General features: G+C 63.3%; 25 protein-coding genes and 1 riboswitch. Of the genes, 21 read left to right on the top strand and 4 right to left on the bottom strand.

Annotation, left to right across the window (positions count from 1 at the left end; all coding sequences use genetic code 11):
• Positions 1-51: 51 nt before the first annotated feature.
• From relA to ABEH28_RS17045, 3 genes are all read left to right on the top strand, one after another.
• The gene (relA, locus tag ABEH28_RS17055) at positions 52-2,295 is read left to right on the top strand and encodes a GTP diphosphokinase (protein WP_192172862.1); all 2,244 of its coding nucleotides are present in this window, start codon (positions 52-54) and stop codon (positions 2,293-2,295) included.
• Between the two features lie 199 nt (positions 2,296-2,494).
• Positions 2,495-3,328 (top strand): nucleoside triphosphate pyrophosphohydrolase, encoded by an 834-nt coding sequence (gene mazG / locus ABEH28_RS17050; protein ID WP_192172861.1) that lies wholly within the window; start codon positions 2,495-2,497, stop codon positions 3,326-3,328.
• Between the two features lie 26 nt (positions 3,329-3,354).
• On the top strand, positions 3,355-3,897 hold the full coding sequence (locus ABEH28_RS17045; protein WP_074890960.1) for a DUF2058 domain-containing protein: 543 nt from the start codon (positions 3,355-3,357) through the stop codon (positions 3,895-3,897).
• Positions 3,898-3,970: 73 nt separating this feature from the next.
• Here the strand turns inward: ABEH28_RS17045 and ABEH28_RS17040 are convergent, their stop codons facing one another.
• The 4 genes from ABEH28_RS17040 to purM all read right to left on the bottom strand — a co-directional run bounded on the left by ABEH28_RS17040 (position 3,971) and on the right by purM (position 6,884).
• On the bottom strand, positions 3,971-4,159 hold the full coding sequence (locus ABEH28_RS17040) for a hypothetical protein (protein ID WP_282371765.1): 189 nt from the start codon (positions 4,157-4,159) through the stop codon (positions 3,971-3,973).
• A 282-nt stretch (positions 4,160-4,441) separates the two neighbouring features.
• Entirely contained in the window at positions 4,442-5,158 is a 717-nt protein-coding gene (locus tag ABEH28_RS17035) for a DUF3108 domain-containing protein (RefSeq protein WP_192172860.1), read from the bottom strand.
• A gap of 8 nt (positions 5,159-5,166) precedes the next feature.
• Positions 5,167-5,817, bottom strand: a complete 651-nt coding sequence (purN, locus tag ABEH28_RS17030) for a phosphoribosylglycinamide formyltransferase (protein ID WP_346626728.1) — start codon at positions 5,815-5,817, stop codon at positions 5,167-5,169.
• 8 nt (positions 5,818-5,825) lie between these two features.
• Complete coding sequence (gene purM, locus ABEH28_RS17025; protein ID WP_346626497.1) at positions 5,826-6,884, bottom strand: phosphoribosylformylglycinamidine cyclo-ligase; 1,059 nt, start codon at positions 6,882-6,884, stop codon at positions 5,826-5,828.
• A gap of 331 nt (positions 6,885-7,215) precedes the next feature.
• Here purM and ABEH28_RS17020 point away from each other — a divergent pair, with 331 nt between their 5' ends.
• From ABEH28_RS17020 to ABEH28_RS16935, 18 genes are all read left to right on the top strand, one after another.
• Entirely contained in the window at positions 7,216-8,277 is a 1,062-nt protein-coding gene (locus ABEH28_RS17020) for a DUF2066 domain-containing protein (protein WP_192172953.1), read from the top strand.
• A gap of 54 nt (positions 8,278-8,331) precedes the next feature.
• On the top strand, positions 8,332-9,405 hold the full coding sequence (locus ABEH28_RS17015; RefSeq protein WP_192172858.1) for an AI-2E family transporter: 1,074 nt from the start codon (positions 8,332-8,334) through the stop codon (positions 9,403-9,405).
• A gap of 216 nt (positions 9,406-9,621) precedes the next feature.
• Positions 9,622-10,326, top strand: coding sequence for a DnaA regulatory inactivator Hda (gene hda / locus ABEH28_RS17010; RefSeq protein ID WP_074890952.1), 705 nt, complete (start codon positions 9,622-9,624; stop codon positions 10,324-10,326).
• Between the two features lie 8 nt (positions 10,327-10,334).
• Positions 10,335-11,108 carry an NAD-dependent deacylase gene (locus ABEH28_RS17005; protein WP_192172857.1) on the top strand — a complete coding sequence of 258 codons (774 nt, stop codon included), beginning with the start codon at positions 10,335-10,337 and terminating at the stop codon, positions 11,106-11,108.
• Between the two features lie 66 nt (positions 11,109-11,174).
• A complete protein-coding gene (locus tag ABEH28_RS17000) occupies positions 11,175-11,864 on the top strand; it encodes a C40 family peptidase (RefSeq protein WP_192172856.1) in 690 nt (229 codons plus the stop codon).
• 87 nt (positions 11,865-11,951) lie between these two features.
• The gene (locus tag ABEH28_RS16995) at positions 11,952-12,488 is read left to right on the top strand and encodes a C40 family peptidase (protein ID WP_192172855.1); all 537 of its coding nucleotides are present in this window, start codon (positions 11,952-11,954) and stop codon (positions 12,486-12,488) included.
• A 127-nt stretch (positions 12,489-12,615) separates the two neighbouring features.
• Positions 12,616-12,842: riboswitch (cobalamin riboswitch) on the top strand.
• A 106-nt stretch (positions 12,843-12,948) separates the two neighbouring features.
• Positions 12,949-13,560: a cob(I)yrinic acid a,c-diamide adenosyltransferase gene (gene cobO, locus ABEH28_RS16990; protein WP_282367588.1), complete on the top strand. Its 612-nt coding sequence runs from the start codon at positions 12,949-12,951 to the stop codon at positions 13,558-13,560.
• On the top strand, positions 13,557-14,858 hold the full coding sequence (locus ABEH28_RS16985) for a cobyrinate a,c-diamide synthase (protein WP_282367585.1): 1,302 nt from the start codon (positions 13,557-13,559) through the stop codon (positions 14,856-14,858). The genes cobO and ABEH28_RS16985 overlap by 4 nt, the downstream gene beginning before the upstream one ends.
• A 165-nt stretch (positions 14,859-15,023) precedes the next feature.
• Entirely contained in the window at positions 15,024-15,674 is a 651-nt protein-coding gene (bluB, locus tag ABEH28_RS16980; protein ID WP_346626499.1) for a 5,6-dimethylbenzimidazole synthase, read from the top strand.
• Positions 15,671-16,579: an adenosylcobinamide-phosphate synthase CbiB gene (cbiB, locus tag ABEH28_RS16975; protein WP_346630622.1), complete on the top strand. Its 909-nt coding sequence runs from the start codon at positions 15,671-15,673 to the stop codon at positions 16,577-16,579. Before bluB ends, cbiB begins: the two co-directional genes overlap by 4 nt.
• Positions 16,572-17,564 (top strand): threonine-phosphate decarboxylase CobD, encoded by a 993-nt coding sequence (gene cobD / locus ABEH28_RS16970; RefSeq protein ID WP_346630621.1) that lies wholly within the window; start codon positions 16,572-16,574, stop codon positions 17,562-17,564. Before cbiB ends, cobD begins: the two co-directional genes overlap by 8 nt.
• Positions 17,561-19,030 (top strand): cobyric acid synthase, encoded by a 1,470-nt coding sequence (locus ABEH28_RS16965; RefSeq protein WP_346630620.1) that lies wholly within the window; start codon positions 17,561-17,563, stop codon positions 19,028-19,030. The genes cobD and ABEH28_RS16965 overlap by 4 nt, the downstream gene beginning before the upstream one ends.
• Positions 19,030-19,551 carry a bifunctional adenosylcobinamide kinase/adenosylcobinamide-phosphate guanylyltransferase gene (gene cobU / locus ABEH28_RS16960; protein WP_346630619.1) on the top strand — a complete coding sequence of 174 codons (522 nt, stop codon included), beginning with the start codon at positions 19,030-19,032 and terminating at the stop codon, positions 19,549-19,551. The genes ABEH28_RS16965 and cobU overlap by 1 nt, the downstream gene beginning before the upstream one ends.
• The gene (gene cobT / locus ABEH28_RS16955) at positions 19,548-20,600 is read left to right on the top strand and encodes a nicotinate-nucleotide--dimethylbenzimidazole phosphoribosyltransferase (RefSeq protein WP_346630618.1); all 1,053 of its coding nucleotides are present in this window, start codon (positions 19,548-19,550) and stop codon (positions 20,598-20,600) included. The genes cobU and cobT overlap by 4 nt, the downstream gene beginning before the upstream one ends.
• A complete protein-coding gene (gene cobC, locus ABEH28_RS16950) occupies positions 20,597-21,169 on the top strand; it encodes an alpha-ribazole phosphatase family protein (protein WP_346626504.1) in 573 nt (190 codons plus the stop codon). The genes cobT and cobC overlap by 4 nt, the downstream gene beginning before the upstream one ends.
• Positions 21,170-21,907 (top strand): adenosylcobinamide-GDP ribazoletransferase, encoded by a 738-nt coding sequence (locus ABEH28_RS16945; protein WP_346630617.1) that lies wholly within the window; start codon positions 21,170-21,172, stop codon positions 21,905-21,907.
• Positions 21,908-21,993: 86 nt separating this feature from the next.
• Positions 21,994-22,941, top strand: a complete 948-nt coding sequence (locus ABEH28_RS16940; RefSeq protein ID WP_346630616.1) for a GlxA family transcriptional regulator — start codon at positions 21,994-21,996, stop codon at positions 22,939-22,941.
• Between the two features lie 93 nt (positions 22,942-23,034).
• Positions 23,035-23,586: a glutathione peroxidase gene (locus tag ABEH28_RS16935; protein ID WP_346630615.1), complete on the top strand. Its 552-nt coding sequence runs from the start codon at positions 23,035-23,037 to the stop codon at positions 23,584-23,586.
• Positions 23,587-23,592: the final 6 nt, after the last annotated feature.

Raw genomic sequence — 23,592 nt, 5'->3', positions numbered from 1 at the left:
AGGCCGGCGACTGAAGGCGCATTTCATCGCGCCGTAGGGAAGGTAAGCAACATGGTACAGGTGAGACCCCACCAGCCGATCAACACAGACGGCAGTATCAACCTCGACGCGTGGCTGGATCACGTGGTCAGCGTCGACCTCGCGGTGGACCGACAGGCCCTCAAAGAGGCCTGTGAATTTGCCCGGCACGCCGAGCAACAGGACAACGCCGCCAAGAACCTCTGGGCGGAGGGCACGTCGAGTTTTCAGACGGGCCTGGAAATCGCTGAAATCCTGGCGGACCTCAAGCTCGATCAGGATTCACTCGTCGCCGCCGTGATTTATCGCGGCGTGCGCGAAGGCAAAATCTCGCTGCCCGACGTCAACCAGCGCTTCGGCCCCACCGTCGCCAAGCTCATCGACGGCGTGCTGCGCATGGCGGCGATCAGCGCCAGTCTCAGCCCGCGCCAGTCCCTGGTGCTCGGCACTCAGGCCCAGGTCGAAAACCTGCGCAAGATGCTGGTGGCCATGGTCGATGACGTGCGCGTCGCGCTGATCAAGCTGGCTGAACGCACCTGCGCCATCCGCGCGGTGAAGAACACCGACGATGAAAAGCGCAATCGCGTGGCCCGGGAAGTCTTCGACATCTACGCGCCGCTGGCCCACCGCCTGGGCATCGGTCATATCAAGTGGGAGCTGGAGGACCTGTCCTTCCGCTACCTGGAGCCCGAGCAGTACAAGCAGATCGCCAAGCTGCTGCACGAGCGTCGGCTCGATCGCGAGCGCTTCATCACTGACGTGATGTCGCAGCTGTCGAACGAATTGCTGGCCACCGGCGTCAAGGCGGACATCAGCGGCCGGGCCAAGCACATCTACTCGATCTGGCGAAAGATGCAGCGCAAAGGCCTGGAATTCAGCCAGATCTACGACGTTCGCGCCGTTCGCGTGCTGGTGCCGGAGATGCGTGATTGCTACACCGCCCTCGGCATCGTCCACACCCTGTGGCGGCACATTCCCAAGGAATTCGACGACTACATCGCCAACCCCAAGGAAAACGGCTATCGCTCGCTGCACACGGCGGTGATCGGCCCTGAAGGCAAGGTGCTGGAAGTGCAGATCCGCACCCACGCCATGCACGAAGAGGCCGAACTGGGCGTCTGCGCGCACTGGAAGTACAAGGGCACCGACGTCAAGTCCGGCTCCAATCACTACGAAGAGAAAATCTCCTGGCTGCGTCAGGTGCTCGAGTGGCATGAAGAGCTGGGCGACATCGGCGGGCTGGCGGAACAGCTGCGGGTCGACATCGAGCCCGACCGCGTCTACGTGTTCACCCCGGACGGTCACGCCATCGACCTGCCCAAGGGTGCGACGCCGCTGGACTTTGCCTATCGCGTGCACACCGAGATCGGCCACAACTGCCGTGGCGCCAAGATCAACGGCCGCATCGTCCCGCTCAACTACAGCCTGCAGACCGGCGAGCAGGTGGAGATCATCACCAGCAAGCACGGTACGCCGAGCCGCGACTGGCTGAACTCGAACCTGGGTTACATCACCACGTCCCGGGCGCGGGCGAAGATCGTGCACTGGTTCAAGCTGCAGGCCCGCGACCAGAACGTCGCCGCCGGCAAGGTATTGCTGGAGCGTGAACTGGCGCGTCTGGCACTGCCTCAGGTGGACTTCGACAAGCTGGCCGAGAAGGCCAACATGAAGATGGCCGAAGACATGTTCGCGGCCCTCGGTGCTGGCGACCTGCGCATTGCTCAGTTGGTCAATCTGGCCCAGCAACTGGTCGAGCCGGAACGCGGCAACGAGCAACTGGAGCTGATTCCCCGCAAGGCCACGGGTTACAAGCCGGGCAAGCGCGGGGATATTCAGATACAGGGCGTCGGCAACCTGATGACGCAGATGGCCGGCTGCTGCCAGCCGCTGCCGGGCGATGCGATCGTCGGTTACATCACCCAGGGCCGCGGCGTGAGCATTCACCGTCAGGACTGTGCCTCGGTGCTGCAACTGGGCGGGCGCGAACCCGAGCGGATCATCCAGGTCAGCTGGGGCCCGGTGCCGGTGCTCACCTACCCGGTGGACATCATCATCCGCGCCTACGACCGGTCCGGGCTGCTGCGCGACGTCTCGCAGATCCTGCTCAACGAGCGCATCAACGTGCTGGCGGTCAACACCCGCTCGAACAAGGAAGACAACACCGCGCTGATGTCGCTGACCATCGAGATCCCGGGCCTGGACGCGCTGGGCCGGCTGCTGGGGCGCATCTCGCAACTGCCGAACATCATCGAAACGCGGCGTAATAGAACGCCGTGATTTTACGGCGGTTGATCGTTCCCACGCTCTGCGTGGGAACGCAGTCCGTGACGCTCCGCGTCACTCGTGGGACGCAGAGCGTCCAGGCGGGCATTCCCACGCAGAGCGTGGGAACGATCAGCTTCAAGCCGTACGCGGATAACTTGAAGCTTGTGGCTTGTCGCTTGTCGCTTACCGCTGCGAACGAAGAGAGACCCCCATGTATAGCCTCCAAGACCTGCTCACGCTCATGGCCCGCTTGCGCGATCCGCAATTCGGTTGCCCGTGGGACGTGAAGCAGAATTACGCGAGCATCGTGCCGCACACCCTTGAAGAAGCCTACGAAGTGGCCGACGCCATCGAGCGTGGCGACTTCGATGACCTGCGCGGTGAGCTCGGCGATCTGCTGTTTCAAGTGGTCTATTACTGCCAGCTGGCGCGGGAAGAAGGGCGCTTCGAGTTCGACGGCGTGGTCGATGGCATCACCCGCAAACTGATTCGCCGCCATCCCCATGTGTTCCCGACCGGTGATCTGTACGCGCCGCTGGAAACACCGCGCCTCAGCGAAGAGCAGGTCAAGCATCGCTGGGAACAGATCAAGGCCGAGGAGCGTGCCGAAAAGGCCAGTGCCCCGGAGCAGCTTTCCCTGCTCGACGACGTGCCGGGTGTACTTCCGGCATTGTCGCGGGCAGCGAAGTTGCAGAAGCGCGCCGCCCAGGTCGGGTTCGATTGGCCGGACGCATTGCCGGTGGTCGATAACGTGCGCGAGGAACTCGACGAGGTCCTCGAAGCCATGGCCGACAACGACAGCGCGGCCATCACCGAAGAAGTCGGCGATCTGCTGTTTGCCGCCGTCAATCTGGCCCGGCACCTCAAGGTCGATCCGGAAAATGCCCTGCGCGCCGCCAACGCCAAATTCGAGCGGCGCTTCAGATTTATCGAACAGGCCTTGCGCGACACCCGGCGCCCCATCGAAGATTGCAGCCTCGAAGAGATGGATGCGCTCTGGGGCGAAGCCAAGCGTCAGGAAAAGATCACGCCCAACTGCGGTTGAGTTGACTATTTAGAGAGAGAAGACAGATGGCGGGTATTTCCCTTCGTGACCAGTTGCTGAAAGCCGGCCTGGTCAATGAAAAACAGGCGAAGCAGGCCAGCAAGAGCAAGCAGAAGGAACAGCGTCTGGTGCACAAGGGCCAGGCAGTGGCGGACGACACCAGCCAGCGCGCGGCTCAGGAGGCGATGGCCGAGAAAGCCAAACGGGATCAGGAGTTGAATCGTCAGCAGCAGGAAAAGATCGAGCAGAAAGCCCGTGCCGCCCAGGTCAAGCAGTTGATCGAAGCCACGCGCCTGCCGAAGCTGACCACCGAGGATTACTACAACTTCGTCGACGACAAGAAGGTCAAGCGCCTGTCGGTCAACGCCCTGATGCGCAGCAAGCTGAGCAGCGGCGCGCTGGCCATCGTGCACCACGGCGGCACCTACGAGGTGATCCCCCGCGAAGCCGCCCTCAAGGTGCAGGAGCGCGACCCGCGCCGCATCGTCATGCTCAGCGCCCCGACCGAGGAGCCGGAAGGCGACGATCCGTACGCCGCCTATAAGATCCCGGACGATCTAATGTGGTAAGCGTCTGTCGCGCACTCCGCTAAAACAACAAAACCCGCCAACAGGCGGGTTTTGTTTTGCTGCGATTCCGAAATTACGAGTGACTGGCCTGTAGCTTGGCTTCTTGCTCGGCAAGCTCTGCTGCGTAACGCTGTGCGTCCGATTCGTGATGAAACATCCCTACCAGCTGGTCTTGTTGGCGTACATCCCAGATCTGGATGCCATCGGCAATGGCCTCGTGGGAGATATGGGCGTCGTCGCGTTCAGTAACAGTTACGGTCATAGTGCAAACTCCTGACTCTTGGATATCTGCGGCAGGACGTCGCAGGCCTTCTTTATAGTTTTTGATAGCCGGCTAAGTAAATGTGCACATCTGGCAACAGTTATTTACCGAATTCGTAACAGTGCGCTAAATGCTTGTATTCGAAGGGTGTGTGGCGTTTTGTCACACCCGGTTGAAGGCCATGAAGAATCTTTCATGTAGGCCTGACTCACTTTCCGACGCCAAAAAAAACCCCGCCATGAAGGCGGGGTTTTTCGTATGACGCTCGATGTCAGGCGTGCATCAGCTGCCTTTGACCGACTTACCGTTCACCGTGCCGTCCTGCAGCATGATGTTGTATTCCTTGCCATCGGTCTCGACCTGTTGCAGGCGAACCAACAGGTAGTCGTAGTCCTTGGCGAACCACATCACGGTGATGCGCTTGTTCTGCGTTGGATCACGCACGCGCTCGACCTTGATGGCGTCAACCGAGCCGACTTTGGTGTCGACCTTTTCAGTGCCCAGCACGCGGAAGTCATAGGTGTCGATTTCGTCACCGTCGACGACCTGATACGACATGCTCTTTTTGCCCGCCGCCACGTCATGCTGCAGCGCGAGCTGGTAGGTGGACTTGTCGAGGATGCCGGCATTCAGCGGGATTTTCACCGCGTTGCCACGGTCCGAACCGGTGATGAATTTGGTGGGCCAGTCGAACACCAGATCGACCGTCTTGCTCTTGCCCAGTCCGCCACGTTCGAAGTGGTAGGTCTGTGGCAGCAGTTGATCCTTGTCGACCTTGAGGGTACTGACTTCGGTCAGGCTGGCGATCATCATCGACGCCTTGAAACTCAGGGTCCAGGTGCCGTTGGCGTTCTTCTCGAGGCTGCGGCTGGCGCTGCCACCGCTCATGGGCAGCTGTTTCCAGTCAGCGGTGTAGCTGGCGGAGAAAGGTTGAAGGTCTGCCGCGTTGACTGCGGGAAGTGCGAAAAGGGCGAAAGCGAAGAGCAAAGCGCGACGCATAATATCTCCTAAGGTCGGATCAAGTGGCCGCTGGGCCCTAAGGGCTGGCCGTCCAGTGAGGCGCCATGTTCGTCGAGGGTCAAACGTCCTTCGGCGAACCAGCGAATGGCCAGGGGATAAATCAGGTGTTCCTGGGCGTGAACCCTCTGTGCCAGCGTGGCGGGCGTGTCGTGCAACTCTACAGAAACAACTGCCTGTACGACCAGAGGCCCCCCATCGAGTTCCTCCGTGACAAAGTGCACGCTGCAGCCATGCTCGGCATCGCCGGCGTCGAGCACCCGTTGATGGGTGTGCAGGCCTTTATACAGCGGAAGCAGGGAAGGGTGGATATTCAGCAGGCGCCCGTGATAGTGGCGGACGAACCCGGGCGTGAGAATGCGCATGAAGCCGGCGAGCACCACCAGCGACGGCTGAAACGAATCAATGGCCTCGATCAGCGCCCCATCGAAGGCCTCGCGACCTTCGTAGCCGGTGTGATCGAGCACCAAGGTGTCGATCCCTGCGCGGGCGGCCCGCTCGAGCCCGAACGCATCGGCGCGGTTGGAGATCACCGCGCGGATGCGGGCAGGGCTCGCGCTGTCCTGAAAGCTGTCAATCATCGCCTGCAGGTTACCGCCAGTGCCGGACAGCAGCACCACCACATCACAGGGTTGGGGCATGTCAGGCATTAATGAGCCTTGACGTTCTTCAGCTCGACTTGCGCAGCGCCTTCGGCAGCCGTGCCGATCTGGCCGATCACCCAAGGCTGCTCGCCGGCTTCACGCAGGGCGTTGAGCGAGACTTCAACATGTTCCTGGGCGACGCAGATGACCATGCCGACGCCGCAGTTCAGCACGCGGTGCATCTCGTGCTCATCCACGTTGCCTTTTTCCTGCAGCCAGTCGAACACCGCCGGACGGGTCCAGCTCGCCACGTCGACGATGGCCTGGGAGCCTTCAGGCAGCACGCGCGGAATGTTGTCCAGCAGGCCGCCGCCGGTGATGTGGGCCATGGCTTTTACCGCGCCGGTGTCTTTGATCAGCTTGAGCAGCTGCTTGACGTAAATGCGGGTCGGTGCCATCAGCAGTTCGGTCAGCGGCTTGCCGTCGAGCTGGATGTTTTCGATATCGGCACCTGCCACTTCGATGATCTTGCGGATCAGCGAGTAGCCATTGGAGTGCGGACCGGAAGACGGCAGGGCGATCAGCGCGTCACCGGCGGCAACCTTGGAGCCGTCGATGATATCGGCTTTCTCCACGACGCCGACGCAGAAGCCGGCCAGGTCGTAGTCTTCGCCTTCGTACATGCCGGGCATTTCAGCGGTTTCGCCGCCGACCAAGGAGCAGCCCGCCAGCTCGCAGCCCGCGCCGATGCCGGTGACCACTTGAGCCGCGGTGTCGACGTTCAGTTTGCCGGTGGCGTAGTAGTCGAGGAAGAACAGCGGCTCGGCGCCGCAGACCACCAGATCGTTGACGCACATGGCGACCAGGTCGATGCCGATGGTGTCGTGTTTGTTCAGGTTCAGTGCCAGACGCAGCTTGGTGCCGACACCGTCGGTGCCACTGACCAGAACAGGCTGCTTGTAGCCGGCCGGGATTTCGCACAGAGCGCCGAAGCCCCCGAGGCCGCCCATCACTTCCGGGCGCTTGGTGCGCTTGGCGACGCTCTTGATGCGTTCGACCAGCGCTTCACCGGCGTCGATGTCAACACCGGCGTCTTTGTAGCTCAGGGAGGGTTGCTTGCTCATGATCCAGGCCTTTAGGGGGGGATTCGGGGTAACGACCGAGTGGCAACGACGCGGGGCCTTGTCATCGCCGGTCTGCGAAGGCGCGCGATTTTATCAGGGTTGGGCGCAAGCGGCCATCCTTGGGCCGACGGGCAGGACTGTCGTGAAGAAAAAATAACCCGGTTTATCCCGCCGCACCCGTTCGTCGCTGGCGGGATCCGGTGTAACGTTGGCGCCTGAGTGAGCGATTCGGGCGCGTCTGCGGTCAGAGTCGGGTCACTCATGTTCATGCAGCTATTTATAGCGTTGCCTTTTTACCCAGCGGGAATCCTTCATGCGTCCACCTTCCTTCATGCGCCTAAAAAACTGCCTGTTCGTGGGTTGCCTCTCATTGATGAGTCTGCCGGCGTTCGCCGAGACGGTGAACAATCTCTATCAGGTGCGCGAGCCCGTCAGCGGCCAGACCCCGGACGAAAAAACCCGCGCCACCCAGGCCGCGCTGGAAACCCTGGTCATCCGCCTGACCGGCGACCCAAAGGCCGTGCAGAACGGCGGCCTTGCCGAGGTGCGCAAGGACCCTCAGCAAATCATCAGCCAGTACGGCTACGACGCCGGCCCGCCCGAAACCCTGCAGGTTGATTTCGACCCGGCGAGCACCGAACGCGTGATGCGTCAGGCGGGGCTGTCGTTGTGGGGCACCAACCGTCCGGTGATCATGGCCTGGTGGCTGAACGACGCCACTGACGGCGCCAACCTGGTCGGCGACGGCCAAGCCTCTGCCGAGCCTCTTCGCCGCGCCGCTCAGCATCGCGGTCTGCCGTTACGTCTGCCGCTGGCAGACCTTGGCGAGCAGGGCATCGGCAACGCCAAGACCCTCGACGGCAACAACGTCGGCCCGCTCAAGGAGGCTTCCGAGCGTTACGGTTCGGACGCGATTCTGGCGGTTCACGCGCAGGAAAACGGCGGCCAGTGGCAGGGCAAATGGCACCTGTGGCTGGGGGACAAGATGGAGCAGGGCAGTGCCAGCGGCGCGAGCTCGGCGGAACTGGCCGACGCGGTACTGTTGGCAGTGAGCCAGCGTCTGGCGCCACGCTTCGTGGTCAAGCCCGGCGCCTCGACGGGCATGGTGCTGGATGTGCAGGGCATGAATCTTGAGCGTTACGCGCAGCTGTTGCGCCTGCTCGAACCGTTCGGCGGCCGCCTGAAATCAGCCGACGGTGATCGCATCGCGTTCGACGTCAGCGGCAGCCCCGATCAATTGCGTTCCCAACTGGCGCTGGCGAAACTGCAGGAAGTGCCGGCCGGTGAAATCGCCAGCGCGCCGGTCAACGCCGCGCCCGTTGCTGCGGACGGCACGCCGGTAGCACCGCAGCCGCCTGCTGTTTCGGACAGCGCATTGCACTTCCGTTGGTGAACAGGTTCATAACGACGTTGCTCGAAGCACATCATCCTGGGGAAAGAGGCAGTAATGACTGATACGCGTCGTTGGTTCTGGCTGGGCGGGGTTGTCCTGGTCTGTTTGTTCGTCTGGCTGCTGCACTCGATTCTGACGCCGTTCCTCGTGGCGCTGCTGCTGGCGTACATGGGCGATCCGCTGGCAGACCGGCTGGAAAAACTGAAGCTGTCCCGCACCATGAGTGTGGTGACCGTGTTCCTGTTGTTCACCCTGATTTTCATGGGCCTGCTGCTGGTGCTGGTGCCAATGCTGGCCAAGCAGCTTTACCGCCTGTACGAACTGGCACCGCAAATCCTCGACTGGCTGCAACACACCGCCATGCCGTGGGCGCAGGCCAAGTTGGGGCTGGCAGACGGCTTCTGGAAGTTCGACAAGGTCAAGGCGGCGATCTCGGAGCACATGGGCCAGACCGGCGACATCGTCGGCATCGTCTTGTCCCAGGCCACGACCTCGACCCTGGCGCTGATCGGCTGGCTGACCAACCTGGTGCTGATCCCGGTGGTCTGCTTCTATCTGTTGCGTGACTGGGACGTGATGATGGCGAAGGTGCGCAGCCTGCTGCCCCGTCACCGCGAGAAGAAGATCGTCGCGCTGGCGGACGAGTGCCATGAGGTATTGGGTGCGTTCATTCGCGGCCAGTTGCTGGTGATGGTCGCGCTGGGCGTGATTTACGCCGCCGGCCTGATGCTGGTCGGGCTGGAGCTGGGGCTGTTGATCGGTGTCATTGCCGGCCTGGCCGCCATCGTGCCGTACATGGGTTTCGTGATCGGCATCGGCTCGGCGATTCTGGCGGGTTTCTTCCAGTTCGGCGGCGACATGTATCCGATGCTGGGCATCGTCGCGGTGTTCATGGTCGGTCAGGCACTGGAAGGCATGGTGCTGACCCCGTTGCTGGTGGGTGACCGCATCGGTCTGCACCCGGTTGCGGTGATCTTCGCGATCCTGGCGGGCGGCGAGCTGTTCGGCTTCACCGGCATCCTGCTGGCCCTGCCGGTGGCGGCGGTGATCATGGTCCTGGTGCGCCATGTTCATGACCTGTACAAGGATTCGGACATCTACGGCGGTCTGGACGACCCGGATCTCTGATTCCCGCGAATCAGGATGCGTACCGGCGCGCGGTGCTCACCGCGCGCCTCCTTTCTCGGCGGGTTTTGCCCGTATTCCCCAGTGATACCAGTGACATACGCAAGCCTTTGATTTTGCTGGCGGTCTGCCGCATTGTGCGGCCAGCCCTGCGGGTATAGACTTTGCGCACTTTTCACAGAGGCCCCTTGGCGGTTCGTCACGAACCGTTCAGCCAGCATGAAACCAGTTCAGCTGCCCCTGAGTGTGCGTCTGCGTGATGACGCCACCTTCATCAATTACTATCCAGGCGCCAATGCCGCTGCACTCGGCTATGTCGAGCGGCTGTGCGAAGCCGAGGCCGGCTGGACAGAAAGCCTCATCTATCTGTGGGGCAAGAACGGGGTAGGGCGCACGCACCTGTTGCAGGCTGCCTGCCTGCGATTCGAACAGATGGGCGAGCCGGCGGTTTATCTGCCGATGGCCGAACTGCTCGATCAAGGCATCGGCCTGTTCGATCATCTGGAGCAGTACGAACTGGTGTGCCTCGATGACCTTCAGGCGGTGGTCGGCAAGCCTGAATGGGAAGAGGCGTTGTTCCACCTGTTCAACCGGCTGCGCGACAGTGGCCGACGCTTGCTCATCGCCGCTTCATGCTCGCCCCGAGAGCTGCCGGTCAAGCTGGCGGACCTGAAATCACGGCTGACCATGGCGCTGGTGTTCCAGATGCGCCTGTTGTCCGACGAAGAAAAACTCCGCGCCCTGCAATTGCGCGCGTCCCGCCGCGGGCTGCACCTTACCGACGAAGTGGGGCATTTCATCCTCACCCGCGGCAAGCGCAGCATGAGTGCGCTGTTCGACCTGCTTGAACAGCTCGATCAAGCCTCACTGCAGGCCCAGCGCAAGCTGACCATTCCGTTCCTGAAAGAAACCCTCGGTTGGTAAGCGCGTCCGTGGTCGATCAGGCTTTGGTCCTGCAAACTGCCGCGGCCCTGCGCCATGCCACACGCATCCTGATCATCACCGGTGCTGGCCTTTCGGCGGATTCGGGTTTGCCGACCTATCGCGGTGTCGGTGGTCTGTACAACGGCGAGACCGACGACGGCCTGCCGATCGAAATGGCGTTGTCCGGCCCGATGCTGCGTCGTGATCCGGCGCTGTGCTGGAAATACATTGCACAATTGGGCAGCGCTTGCCTGGGCGGACGTCCCAATGCGGCGCACTATGCCATCGCCGAATTGCAGCGGCGCAAGCCGGAATGCTGGGTGTTGACGCAAAACGTCGACGGCTATCATCGCGCTGCGGGCAGTCCGCCAGAACGCCTGATCGAAATTCATGGCCAGTTGGCGCCGCTCTACTGTCAATCTTGTGGCGCCGAGGATCCGCTGTTGAGCGAGCGCCTCAACCGACCACTGCCACCGCTGTGCGCCCGCTGTACTGGCGTTTTGAGGCCATCGGTGGTGTTGTTTGAGGAGATGTTGCCAGAGTTGGCACTGAACGTGCTTCAGGAAGAGATGGCAAAAGGCTTTGACGCTGTGCTCAGCATCGGAACCACCGCCAGCTTCCCATACATTCATGAGCCCATGCTGCGCGCTCGGGTGACGGGAGGCTTTACTGCCGAGATAAACCCTTCGCCGACCGATCATTCCGCGCACATGGATGCGTTTCTGAGGTGTAGAGCCTTAGAAGTGATGGACGACATCGTAAGTCACATTTGTTTCGATTGAATTTGCAAATGGGTACGATTGAAGGCATAGTCTCGGCTTCTTTACACTTCAGCCACGGTCGTGCACATGCTAAACCGCTTCGCACCCCTCGTGCCTCTCGCACTCGTAACGCTGTTGTTCGGCTGTGCGGCCCAGATGCCGACGTCGCAACAACAGTCGCAAAGCCCCCAGTTCCGGGACTCTGCCACCGCTCAATCCGCCAGCAAGCGTGCCGATTACGCATCCTCCGTACTGGATGACGAAGTCGCCACCGAAGACGAGCTCGCTCAATTTGCCGATAACAAGCCGTACCGCCTGCCGGTTCTGGCTGACAGCATCCTCGAGCGCGGCAAATCCCTGATAGGCACTCGCTATCGGTTCGGCGGCACGTCGACCACCTCTGGTTTCGACTGCAGCGGTTTCATCGGTTATCTCTTCCGCGAAGAGGCGGGCATGAGCCTGCCGCGTTCCTCCCGCGAAATGATCAACATCGATGCCCCTCTCGTTAAACGCAATGACCTCAAGCCAGGCGACCTGCTGTTCTTCAGCACTGCCGGCCGTGGTCGTGTCAGCCATGCGGGCATCTACCTGGGCGATGATCAATTCATCCACTCCAGCAGCCGCCGCAGCGGTGGTGTCCGCGTCGACAGCCTCGACGATGCTTACTGGGCCAAGACGTTCATCGAAGCCAAACGCGCGCTGGCGATGGCACCTTCAACGGTACCTGCAACCACTACCGCGATGAGCTCGACTACAATCAAGCGCCAAACCCGTTAATTCCGGGCGCGCAAAGGGCTAACCCCTCTTGCGCGCGACCCCGGCCCTCGGCAAAGTAAGCTGCATCCCGCACAGGTTGTCGTGTTTATGTCGTTAACGGTTCGCCTGATCGTCGCCTCTCTGGCTGTGCTGCTGGCCGCATGTTCCAGCACTCCACCGCCTGCTCCACGCAAGGTCGTCTACCGGCCTGTAGTTTCCGCTCCTCCCCAGTTTTCTTCACCGCTCGCCGACGACGTTTTGTTGCGCGCGATCGGCCTCGTTGGCACGCCTTATCGCTGGGGCGGCAACACGCCTGATTCGGGTTTCGATTGCAGTGGCCTGATAGGCTATGTCTACCACGACGCCGCCGGTATCACCTTGCCGCGGTCCACGCGGGAAATGATCACCCTGCGTGGTCCGGACATCGACCGCAGCCAGTTGCAGACCGGTGACCTGGTGTTCTTCGCCACGGGCGGCGGCTCCCACGTCAGTCACGCCGGCATCTACGTCGGGGAAGGGCGATTCGTTCACGCACCGGCCACCGGCGGCACCGTCAAACTCGACAGCCTGGACAAGCCTTATTGGCAAAAGGCCTGGCTGAATGCCAAGCGCGTTATCCAGCCATCGAATCTTGCCAGGCAATAGTCGTTTTTGAGGCAACGTGTTCATGGGCTGCTGCTGCAGGAACACCTGTGCATTCCAGGGTGAAATCCCGTAAACCCGTGGGCGCTCTGTCCACGGTTCGATTGACGCTCCCCAGTCAACCCTCTAACCTTCGCGCCATGTTTCAGGTGCCCGGGACCTTGTTGGTCCACAGGGTGAAACAGGGAAGCCGGTGCGATTGCTCGTGCGATCAATTCCGGCGCTGCCTCCGCAACGGTAAATGAGTCAAGGCCACGCACAATGCCACTGTGTTCGCTGAACATGGGAAGGCGCCTGGCCTGCCACGGTTGTGGCAACTCATGAGTCCGGAGACCGGCCTGATCCATCGAACAGCATCACGGAGGGCGATGCTCTGCTGCAGGCCGGGCCATGTCCGGTGCCTGCTGACAGTCTTTGCCTGTGCCCTCCGTTTGCCACACCTGCCCTCAAGCGGAGAGCTGAGATGAGCGAATCCCCCGAACGTGACGAACGCCACCTGGCGCGCATGCTGCGCAAAAAGGCGGTGATGGACGAGCGCATTTCCAGCGCGCCAAATGAATGCGGATTGCTGTTGGTCCTGACCGGCAACGGCAAAGGCAAAAGCAGCTCGGCCTTCGGCATGCTGGCCCGCGCCATGGGCCATGGCATGCAGTGCGGCGTCGTGCAGTTCATCAAAGGCCGCCACAGCACCGGCGAAGAGCTGTTCTTCCGCCGCTTTCCCGAACAAGTGCGTTACCACGTGATGGGCGAGGGCTTCACCTGGGAAACCCAGGACCGCCAGCGCGACATCGCCGCCGCCGAAGCCGCCTGGGCCGTGACCCGTGAAATGCTCAAGGACGCCTCCATCGGCATGGTCGTGCTCGATGAGCTGAACATCGCCCTCAAGCACGGTTATCTGGACCTGGAGCAGGTGCTGAGCGATTTGCAGGCACGCCCGCCGATGCAGCACGTGATCGTCACCGGTCGCGGGGCGAAGCAGGAACTGATCGACCTCTCCGACACCGTTTCCGATATCGGCGTGGTCAAGCATGCCTTTCAAGCCGGCATCAAGGCGCAGAAAGGCATCGAACTGTGAGTGAGCGCCAGCCCCGGCACTGCCCGGCAGTATTGATCGCCGCGCCCGCGTCCGGTCAGGGCAAAACCACCGTCACCGCCGCACTGGCCCGTCTGCATCGCAATCAGGGCCGCAAGGTGCGCGTGTTCAAATGCGGGCCGGACTTTCTCGACCCGATGATTCTCGAACGCGCCAGCGGCCATCCGGTGTACCAGCTGGACATGTGGATGATCGGCGAGGCCGAAAGCCGGCGCCTGTTGTGGGAAGCCGCCGCCGACGCCGACCTGATCCTCATCGAAGGCGTCATGGGCTTGTTCGACGGTACGCCGTCCAGCGCAGACCTGGCCCGGCGTTTCGGCGTTCCGGTCCTGGGGGTGATCGACGGCACGGCCATGGCCCAGACCTTTGGCGCCCTGGCGCTGGGGTTGGCGCGCTATCAGCCGGATCTGCCGTTTGCCGGCGTGCTGGCCAATCGCGTCGGCACAGTGCGCCACGCGCAGTTGCTCGAAGGCAGCCTGACCGAAGGCCTGCGCTGGTACGGCGCGCTGTCCCGTGAAACCGGCATTGAGCTGCCCAGCCGGCACCTCGGCCTGGTGCAGGCCAGCGAATTGAATGACCTGGACATGCGCCTTGACGCTGCGGCCACCGCGCTGGCCAGCACCTGCGACGCCACGTTGCCACCGTCCGTGACCTTTACCGCGCCCGAGTTCGTGCCCGCCGAACCGCTACTGGCCGGAGTGAAAATCGCCATCGCCCACGACGAGGCGTTCGCGTTTTTCTACGGCGCCAGCCTCGACCTGTTGCGGGAGATGGGCGCCGAACTGTCGTTCTTCTCGCCGATCCGCGACCGCGAACTGCCGGACGCCGACAGCCTGTATCTACCAGGCGGCTACCCGGAACTGCATCACACGGCGCTGGCGGAAAACCACAGCATGCTGGCCGCGATTCGCGCGCACCACGCCGCCGGCAAGCCCCTGCTCGCCGAATGCGGCGGTATGTTGTATCTGCTCGATGCCCTGACCGATGTCGACGGCCAGCGCGCCGAAGGGGTGGGCTTGCTCAAGGGGGAAGCCGTGATGCAAAAGCGTCTGGCGGCGCTGGCCCTGCAATCGGTCGAGCTGCCGGAAGGCACCCTGCGCGGCCACACCTATCACCACTCCCTGACCAGCACCGAGCTGACCCCCATCGCCCGCGGCCTCAGCCCCAATGGCGGGCGCGGCGCCGAAGCGGTGTACCGCGAAGGGCGCATGACCGCGTCGTACGTCCACTTTTACTTTCCCTCGAATCCCCAGGCGATGGCGGCGCTGTTTTTGCCATGAGCCCATCTCATTCAAACGCCGCATTCTGTGATAGCGAGCTTGCTCGCGAAGTGGGCGCGTCCGATCCCACTCCTTGTCTGAAAAACCGTTTTCGCGAGCAAGCTCACTCCTACAAGGGGCGCATCGCAGGTGATTGCTGTGTTTCACGCGCGGGACAGGCGAGCCATGACTGAACACACCTTCACCGACCCCGAACGCGCCGCCGTTTACCGCGCCATCGCCGAGCGTCGCGACATGCGTCACTTCTGCGGGGGCACAGTCGCGCCGGAGTTGCTGGCCCGTCTGCTCGAAGCCGCCCACCACGCGCCGAGCGTCGGTTTGATGCAGCCGTGGCGTTTCCTGCGCATCACCGATCCGGCCTTGCGCACGCAGATTCAGGCGCAGGTGGAGGAGGAACGCATTCGCACCGCCGAAGCCCTGGGCGAGCGGTCCGACGATTTCATGAAGCTCAAGGTCGAGGGCATCAGCGACTGCGCCGAGGTATTGGTCGCTGCGTTGATGGACGACCGCGACAAACACATCTTCGGCCGCCGCACCTTGCCGGAAATGGACATGGCGTCGCTGTCGTGCGCCATTCAAAACCTCTGGCTGGCGGCCCGTGCCGAAGGCCTCGGCATGGGCTGGGTGTCGCTGTTCGATCCCCAGGCCCTGGCCGATTTGCTGAAGATGCCAACCGGTTCAAAACCCCTGGCGATCCTGTGCCTGGGGCCGGTCAAGGCATTTTACCCGGCGCCGATGCTGGTGCTGGAGGGCTGGGCGCAGCCGCGCGCGTTGCAAGAGTTGGTCTACGAGAACACATGGGGAGTGATTGCATGAGTGTGGCGTTATTGAGCGTCGCCGGGGTCGCGCTGGACGCGTTGCTCGGCGAGCCAAAACGGAACCACCCGCTGGTGGCGTTCGGCCGTTTTGCCGAGCGCATCGAACAGCGACTGAATGCTGCCGGCCGGGGCTGGCGCAGCCATGGCGTGACGGCGTGGTTCATCGCCGTGATTCCGCTGATGCTGATCGCCACGTTGCTCAGCTGGCTGCCGTTCGTTGGCTGGCTGGTGGAAGTGCTGGCGCTGTACTGCGCGTTGGGTCTGCGCAGCCTGGGCGAGCACGTCGAGCCGGTCGCCCAGGCGCTGCGCAGCGACGATCTGCCCGAAGCGCGTCGGCGCGTCGGCTATCTGGTCAGTCGCCAGACCTCCGAGCTGGACAGCACTGAAGTGGCCCGCGCCGCCACGGAATCGGTGCTGGAAAACGGCAGCGACGCGGTGTTCGCGGCGATCTTTTGGTTCGTCGTGCTGGGCGCGCCGGGCGTTGTGCTCTATCGGCTGAGCAACACCCTCGACGCCATGTGGGGCTATCGCAACGAGCGCTTCGAACGCTTCGGCTGGGCGGCGGCGAAAATCGACGACTTGCTCAACTACATTCCTGCACGATTGGTGGCGTTGACCTACGCGCTGCTGGGCAACACCCGACTGGCCCTGCGCTGCTGGCGCACCCAGGCCCCGAAGTGGGACAGCCCCAACGCAGGCCCGGTGATGGCCGCTGGCGCCGGTGCGCTGGGCGTCGAGCTGGGTGGCCCGGCGATTTATCACGGCGAGCTGCATGAGCGCGCGACCCTGGGCGAAGGCGTGCCGGCGGACGCCGACTCCATCGATCGCGGCTGGCAACTGGTGCAGCGCGGCGTGTGGCTGTGGTTGCTGATTTTGTGTCTGGGGACAGAATTCTATGCTTGAACACGGCGGCCGATTGCGTGGCGCAGTCCTGAAATACGGCATTGATGAGGCGGACTGGCTGGACCTGTCCAGCGGGATTTCGCCGTGGTCGTGGTCAATCCCGGCGATTCCTGAAGCGGCCTGGGCGCGCCTGCCGGAAACCGATGACGGTCTGGAAGCCGCCGCCCGCCGCTACTACGGCGCCACGGACGTGCTGCCGGTGGCCGGTTCCCAAGCGGCGATTCAGGCGCTGCCGCGTCTGCGTCAGGCGGGGAAGGTCGGCGTGCTGTCGCCGTGCTACGCCGAGCACGCCGAGGCCTGGCGCAACACCGGTTTTCTGGTGCGCGAAGTGCTTGAGCACGAAGTGGAGCGGTTCATCGACACCCTTGATGTGCTCGTCGTGGTCAACCCGAACAATCCCACCGGCCTGAGCCTCACGCCCGAACGCCTGCTGGAATGGCACACGCGGCTGGCCCAGCGTGGTGGTTGGCTGGTGGTCGACGAAGCGTTCATGGACAACACGCCGGAGTTGAGCCTGGCGGCTTACACCCAGCGTTCGGGCCTGATCGTATTGCGCTCGTTCGGCAAGTTCTTCGGGCTGGCCGGTGTGCGTCTGGGTTTTGTGCTGGCGGAGCCGCGCTTTCTCAAAGTCATGGCGCGGCAGATCGGACCCTGGGCGGTCAGCGGGCCAACCCGCATCATCGGTCAGGCCTGTCTCAACGATGTGGCCGGGCATCAACGTCAGCGCCAGCGCACCGAGCAGGCCAGTCAGCGTCTGGTCGATGTGCTCAGCCGCCACGGTTTCGCGCCCAAGGGCGGCTGCGCGCTTTTTCAGTGGCTGATCACGCCGCTGGCGGAAGAACTGTATGAGTTCTGCGCACACCGGGGCATCCTTCTGCGCATCTTCAACAACAACAGGAGCCTGCGTTTCGGCCTGCCCCGCGAGGACGCCGACTGGCAGCGTCTGGAACAGGCACTGAGTGAGTTCTCCCGGGAGCGCCCATGAACATCGGCAAAACCCTGATGGTGCAGGGCACCACGTCCGACGCCGGTAAAAGCACGCTGGTGACGGCGCTGTGCCGCTGGCTGACCCGACAGGGCGTGCGCACCGTGCCGTTCAAACCGCAGAACATGGCGCTCAACAGCGCAGTGACCGCGGACGGCGGCGAGATCGGCCGCGCCCAGGCCGTGCAAGCCCAGGCCTGCGGCCTCGAACCCCACACCGACATGAACCCGGTGCTGCTCAAACCCAACAGCGACACGGGCGCGCAAGTGATCATTCACGGGCGCGCCTTCACCACCATGAACGCCGTCGCCTACCACGACTACAAAGCCATCGCGATGCAGGCCGTACTCGCTTCCCATCGCCGCCTCAGCGAGGGCTGGCCGGTGGTCATGGTCGAAGGTGCCGGGTCGCCGGCCGAGATCAACCTGCGCGCCGGCGACATCGCCAACATGGGCTTTGCCGAAGCGGTGGATTGCCCGGTGCTGCTGGTGGCGGACATCAATCGCGGCGGGGTGTTTGCCCATCTGGTCGGCACGCTGGAATTGCTGTCGCCCAGCGAACAGGCGCGGGTCAGAGGTTTCATCATCAATCGTTTTCGCGGCGACATCGCGCTGCTTCAGCCCGGCCTCGACTGGCTCGAACAGCGCACCGGCAAACCGGTGGTGGGCGTGCTGCCCTACGTGATGGACCTGCATCTGGAGGCTGAAGACGGTCTTGATCAGCGCCAGACCGACAAGGCCGAGCAGGTGCTCAATGTCATCGTGCCGGTCCTGCCGCGCATCAGTAATCACACCGACTTCGACCCGCTGCGCCTGCACCCCCAGGTCAATCTGCAATTCGTCGGCCCTGGGCAGGCGATTCCCGGCGCTGACCTGATCATCCTGCCCGGCTCGAAAAGCGTGCGCAGTGATCTCGCTTATCTGCGCGCCAATGGCTGGGACACCGCCATCCACCGCCACCTGCGATACGGCGGCAAAGTGCTGGGCATCTGCGGTGGCCTGCAAATGCTGGGCGAAGAGTTGCACGACCCGCACGGACTGGAAGGCGCGGCGGGTTCAAGCCCGGGCCTGGGGCTGTTGGCCCTGAGCACGGTGCTGGAAGAAGAGAAACAGCTGCGCAATGTGAGCGGGCGGCTGACCCTCGAAGACGCCGACGTCAGCGGCTACGAGATTCATGCCGGCGTGACCACCGGCGCGGCGCTGGAGCGTCCGTTGGTCCAGCTGGCCGACGGTCGTTGCGATGGCGCGTGCAGTCCTGACGGCCAAGTGCTCGGCACGTACCTGCACGGGCTGTTCGAGAATCCTGCGTCGAGCAGCGCGTTGCTGCGATGGGCCGGGCTGCAGAATGTGCAATTGGTGGATTACCACGCCCTGCGCGAGCGCGACATCGAGCGCCTGGCCGATCTGGTGGAAACCCACCTGGACGGCACATTACTGCGTGAACTCTGCGGCCTGGAGCAACCCTGATGCTGCAATTGATCCTCGGCGGCGCACGATCCGGCAAAAGTCGGCTGGCTGAAAAGCTCGCCAGCGACAGCGGCCTCGACGTCATCTACATCGCCACCAGTCAGCCTCTGGACGGCGAAATGAACCAGCGCGTCGCCGTGCACCGCGAGCGTCGTCCGGCGGAGTGGGGGCTAGTCGAAGAACCTGTCGAACTGGCGCGCGTTCTGCGGGAAAACGCCGGGGAGGGCCGCTGCCTGCTGGTGGATTGCCTGACCCTGTGGCTGACCAATCTGCTGATGCTGGACGATTCGCAGCGGCTGGTTCAAGAGCGCGAGGCCTTGCTCGATGGTCTGGCGGAACTGCCGGGCGAAATCATTTTTGTCAGCAACGAAACCGGGCTGGGCGTCGTGCCGCTCGGTGAGCTGACCCGTCGTTATGTCGATGAAGCCGGCTGGCTGCATCAGGCGCTGGCCGAACGTTGCCAGCGCGTGGTGTTCACCGTCGCCGGACTGCCCATGATCCTGAAAGGACCCGCACTATGAGTAACGCCTGGTGGCTCGCGCCTGCCCGAGAAGTCGATCACGCCAGCCGCGAAGAAGCGTTGGCCCGTCAGCAGCAACTGACCAAACCGACCGGTTCTTTGGGTCGGCTGGAAGAGGTAGCGGTGCAACTTGCCGGCCTGCAGGGTCGCCTGAAACCGGAGGTCGATGAGGTCTGGATCGCGATTTTTGCCGGCGATCACGGCGTGGTCGCTGAAGGGGTCTCGGCGTACCCCCAGGAAGTCACCGGGCAGATGCTGCACAACTTCATCATGGGCGGCGCGGCCATCAGCGTGTTGGCGCGGCAGCTGTCGGCGCAGCTGGACGTGGTCGATCTGGGCACGGTTGCCCCGCTGGACCTGCCGGGCGTGCGTCACCTCAACCTCGGCCCGGGCACCGCAAATTTTGCCCAGGGTCCGGCCATGAGCGAGGCGCAACTGCACGCTGCGCTCGATGGCGGTCGCGACAGCGTGCTGCGCGCCAAGGCTGCGGGCGCCGAGTTGTTCATCGGCGGCGAAATGGGCATCGGCAACACCACCGTCGCCAGTGCGCTGGCGTGCGCGTTGCTCGATTGCGCCGCCGCCTCGCTGGCCGGCCCCGGCACCGGCCTGGATGCCGAAGGCGTGAGCCACAAGGCGCAAGTGATCGAACGTGCCCTGCGGCTGCATGCCGCTTCTGTCGGTGACGCGCTGGCCAGTCTGCGCGCCCTCGGTGGTTTTGAAGTCGCGGCGCTGGTCGGCGCCTATCTGGCCTGCGCGCAGGAGGGCATCGCGGTGCTGGTCGATGGTTTTATCTGTTCCGTGGCGGCGTTGGTGGCGGTGCGTATTAATCCGTCGTGCCGGGAGTGGCTGTTCTTCGGCCATCGCGGCGCCGAGCCGGGCCATCGCCTGGTGCTGGACGCGCTGCAGGCCGAGCCGTTGCTGGACCTGGGGTTGCGTCTGGGCGAAGGCAGTGGCGCGGCGCTGGCGGTGCCATTGTTGCGTCTGGCCTGCGAGCTGCATAAAGGCATGGCGACCTTCGCCGAAGCCGCCGTGGCAGATCGCCCGGCATGACGCTGCGTCTGGATTTGCTGCGCCACGGTGAAACCGAATTCGGCGGCGGCCTGCGCGGCAGCATCGACGACGCGCTGACCGACATCGGCTGGCAGCAGATGCGTGCGGCGGTGGCTGATCGTGGGCCTTGGGACCGGATCGTCAGCTCGCCACTGCAACGCTGCGCCCGTTTCGCCGACGAGCTGGCCGGGCGGCTGGGCTTGCCCGTGGAATTGGAAGCCGGTCTTCAGGAATTGCATTTCGGTGACTGGGAAGGCCAGAGCCCTGCGCAATTGATGGAAACCGATGCTGCCGGGTTGGGACGTTTCTGGGAAGATCCGTACGGATTTACGCCGCCCAATGGCGAGCCGGTCCAGGTATTTGCCACCCGCGTGCTGACCGCTGTTGAGCGGTTGCAGCGGGCGTATGACGGACAGCGCATTCTGCTGATCAGCCATGGCGGGGTGATGCGTTTGCTGCTGGCCCGCGCCCGCGGTCTGCCCCGCGAACAATTGCTGCAGGTCACCGTGGCCCACGGTGGTATGTTCGGTCTCGCCGTTCAGGCCGACGGTGAGTTGACGGAGGTTTAAATGCTGCCGTTCCGGATCGCCTTGCAGTTCCTCAGCAGCCTGCCGATTCGCCTGCCGGGCATGCCGACGCCCCAGGAATCGGGGCGCTCGCTGCTGTTTTACCCGCTGGTGGGTTTGCTGTTCGGCGTGCTGTTGATGGCGCTGAATCATCTGCTCGACGGCGCGCCGATGTTGTTGCATGCCGCTTTGCTGCTGGCGGGATGGGTAATGCTCAGCGGTGGGCTGCACCTGGATGGCCTGGCCGACAGCGCCGACGCCTGGCTCGGTGGTTTCGGCGACCGCGAACGCACGCTGCTCATCATGAAGGATCCGCGCAGCGGCCCGATTGCGGTGGTCACGCTGGTGGTGGTGTTGTTGTTGAAATTCACCGCGCTGTTGGCGTTGATTGACGCGCACACGGATGTTGGCCTGCTGCTGGCCCCGGTGATTGGCCGCGCGGCGATGCTGGCGCTGTTTCTGAACACGCCGTATGTGCGCGCCGGCGGGCTGGGCCAGGCGCTGGCCGATCACCTGCCGCGCAAGACGGGCGTGCGGGTGCTGGCGGCGGTGGCGGTGGTCTGCGTGCTCATCGGTGGCGGCGCGGCGGCGTGGGTGCTGGTGGTGACAGCGTGTGGCTTCTTCTCGCTGCGTCGGGTGATGATGCAACGGCTGGGCGGCACTACCGGCGACACCGCTGGCGCGATGCTCGAACTGCTGGAAACCCTGGTGCTGGTCACATTGGCGTTGATGTGCGATTGATGCAGCAAAGATAACCTGTCCATGTGGGAGCGCCACCCCGGTCGCTCCCGTCATTCATTAGTCGGCAGACCAACCTGAGAGGTGTCATGCATAGCGTTGCGCTGGTGGTGTACCCGCAATTCCAGTCCCTTAGCCTGTCGGTCGGGTCCGTGCTGACCTGCGCCAACCTGATGCAGGGCGAGGCGGCGTACTCCTTTCATCTGGTGTCCGAGAGCGGCGGGGCCGTCATGTCGTCCGAAGGCTTTTCGGTCAATACCACGCCATTGCAGGCCGACGGTTACGACACCATCATCGTCAGCGGTTATATGGACCTGCAATTGCCGACTCCCAGCCTGCTTGAGTTCGTGCGCACTGCGTCGGCTCAATCGCGGCGGGTGGCGTCGCTGTGCACGGGCGGGTTTGTGCTTGCAGAGGCCGGTCTGCTCGACGGCAAGCGCGCCACCATGCACTGGATTCATGCCCCCGAGTTTCGCAAGCGCTACCCGAACGTTCGCGTCGAGGACGACAAACTGTTTACCGTGGACGGCCAGATCTGGACCGGTGCGGGCATGAGCGCCGGCCTTGATCTCGCTCTGGCGATGGTCGAGAACGACCTCGGCGCCGACATCGCCCGGCAGGTCGCGCGCAAGCTGGTGATCTATCAACGTCGCGGCAGCGAGCATTCCCAGTTATCGACGCTGCTGGAACTGGACCCCAAGTCCGACCGCGTGCAGCTGGCGCTGGCCTACGCCCGCGAGAACCTCAAAAGTGATCTCTCCATTGATGCACTTGCCGCCATCGCCCGCTTGAGTCCTCGCCAGTTCAGTCGGGTGTTCCGCGGGGAGACCGGCCAGACCCCGGCGAAAGCCATCGAATGCCTGCGGGTGGAAGTGGCACGGGCGATGATGGAAACCAGTCGGCACCCCATTGAAGTGGTCGCCCGGGAGACCGGTTTCGGCGATCGGGAAAGGATGCGCCAGGCGTTTCTGCGCAACTTCGGCGAACCGCCCCAGGCGATCCAGCGGGCGTTCACGGCCACCGACAAAGCCAGCTGATAGCCCGTTTGGTTGGCGCTAGGCATTCATCGCGCGGCGGAGTAGCGTAGCGGCAGCCCCACCTTTCCTGCCCGCTCATGAATGGACGTCGCCATGGCCCTACGCTGGATTCACGCGCCGCTGTTGTTGCTTGCCCTCAGTGGCGCCGCGGCGGCCGCCGATTGCCCGCCACTGCTGCAGGGCGACCTGCCCAAGCTGCGGGCGAAACAGGATATCGACCTGTGCAAACAGTTCGCCGGAAAGCCCATGCTGGTGGTCAACACCGCGAGCTTCTGTGGCTTCGCGCCGCAGTTCAAAGGGCTGGAAGCGCTCAATCAGCGCTTCAAGGGTGAGGGGCTTGAAGTCCTTGGGGTGCCCTCGGACGACTTTCTGCAGGAATCCAAAGACGCTGCCGAGACCGCCAAGGTCTGCTACGTGAACTACGGCGTCACGTTCACCATGACCGAACCCCAGCCGGTGCGTGGCGCCGATGCCATCAACCTGTTCAAGGTCCTCGCCGAGCAAAGCAATCCGCCGCGCTGGAACTTCTATAAATACGTGGTCGACGGCAAAGGCAACGTGGTTGCCAGCTTCTCCAGCAACACCGCGCCGGACGATCCCGAACTCATCTCAGCCATCGAAAAGGCCATCGCCTCCAAGCCGTAAAAACGC

The organism is Pseudomonas sp. Ps21-P2 (genome assembly GCF_039672565.1).
Classification (GTDB): domain Bacteria; phylum Pseudomonadota; class Gammaproteobacteria; order Pseudomonadales; family Pseudomonadaceae; genus Aquipseudomonas.
Note: the sequence above shows the minus strand (reverse complement) of the source record. Positions and strands in the feature narration are given on the sequence as shown.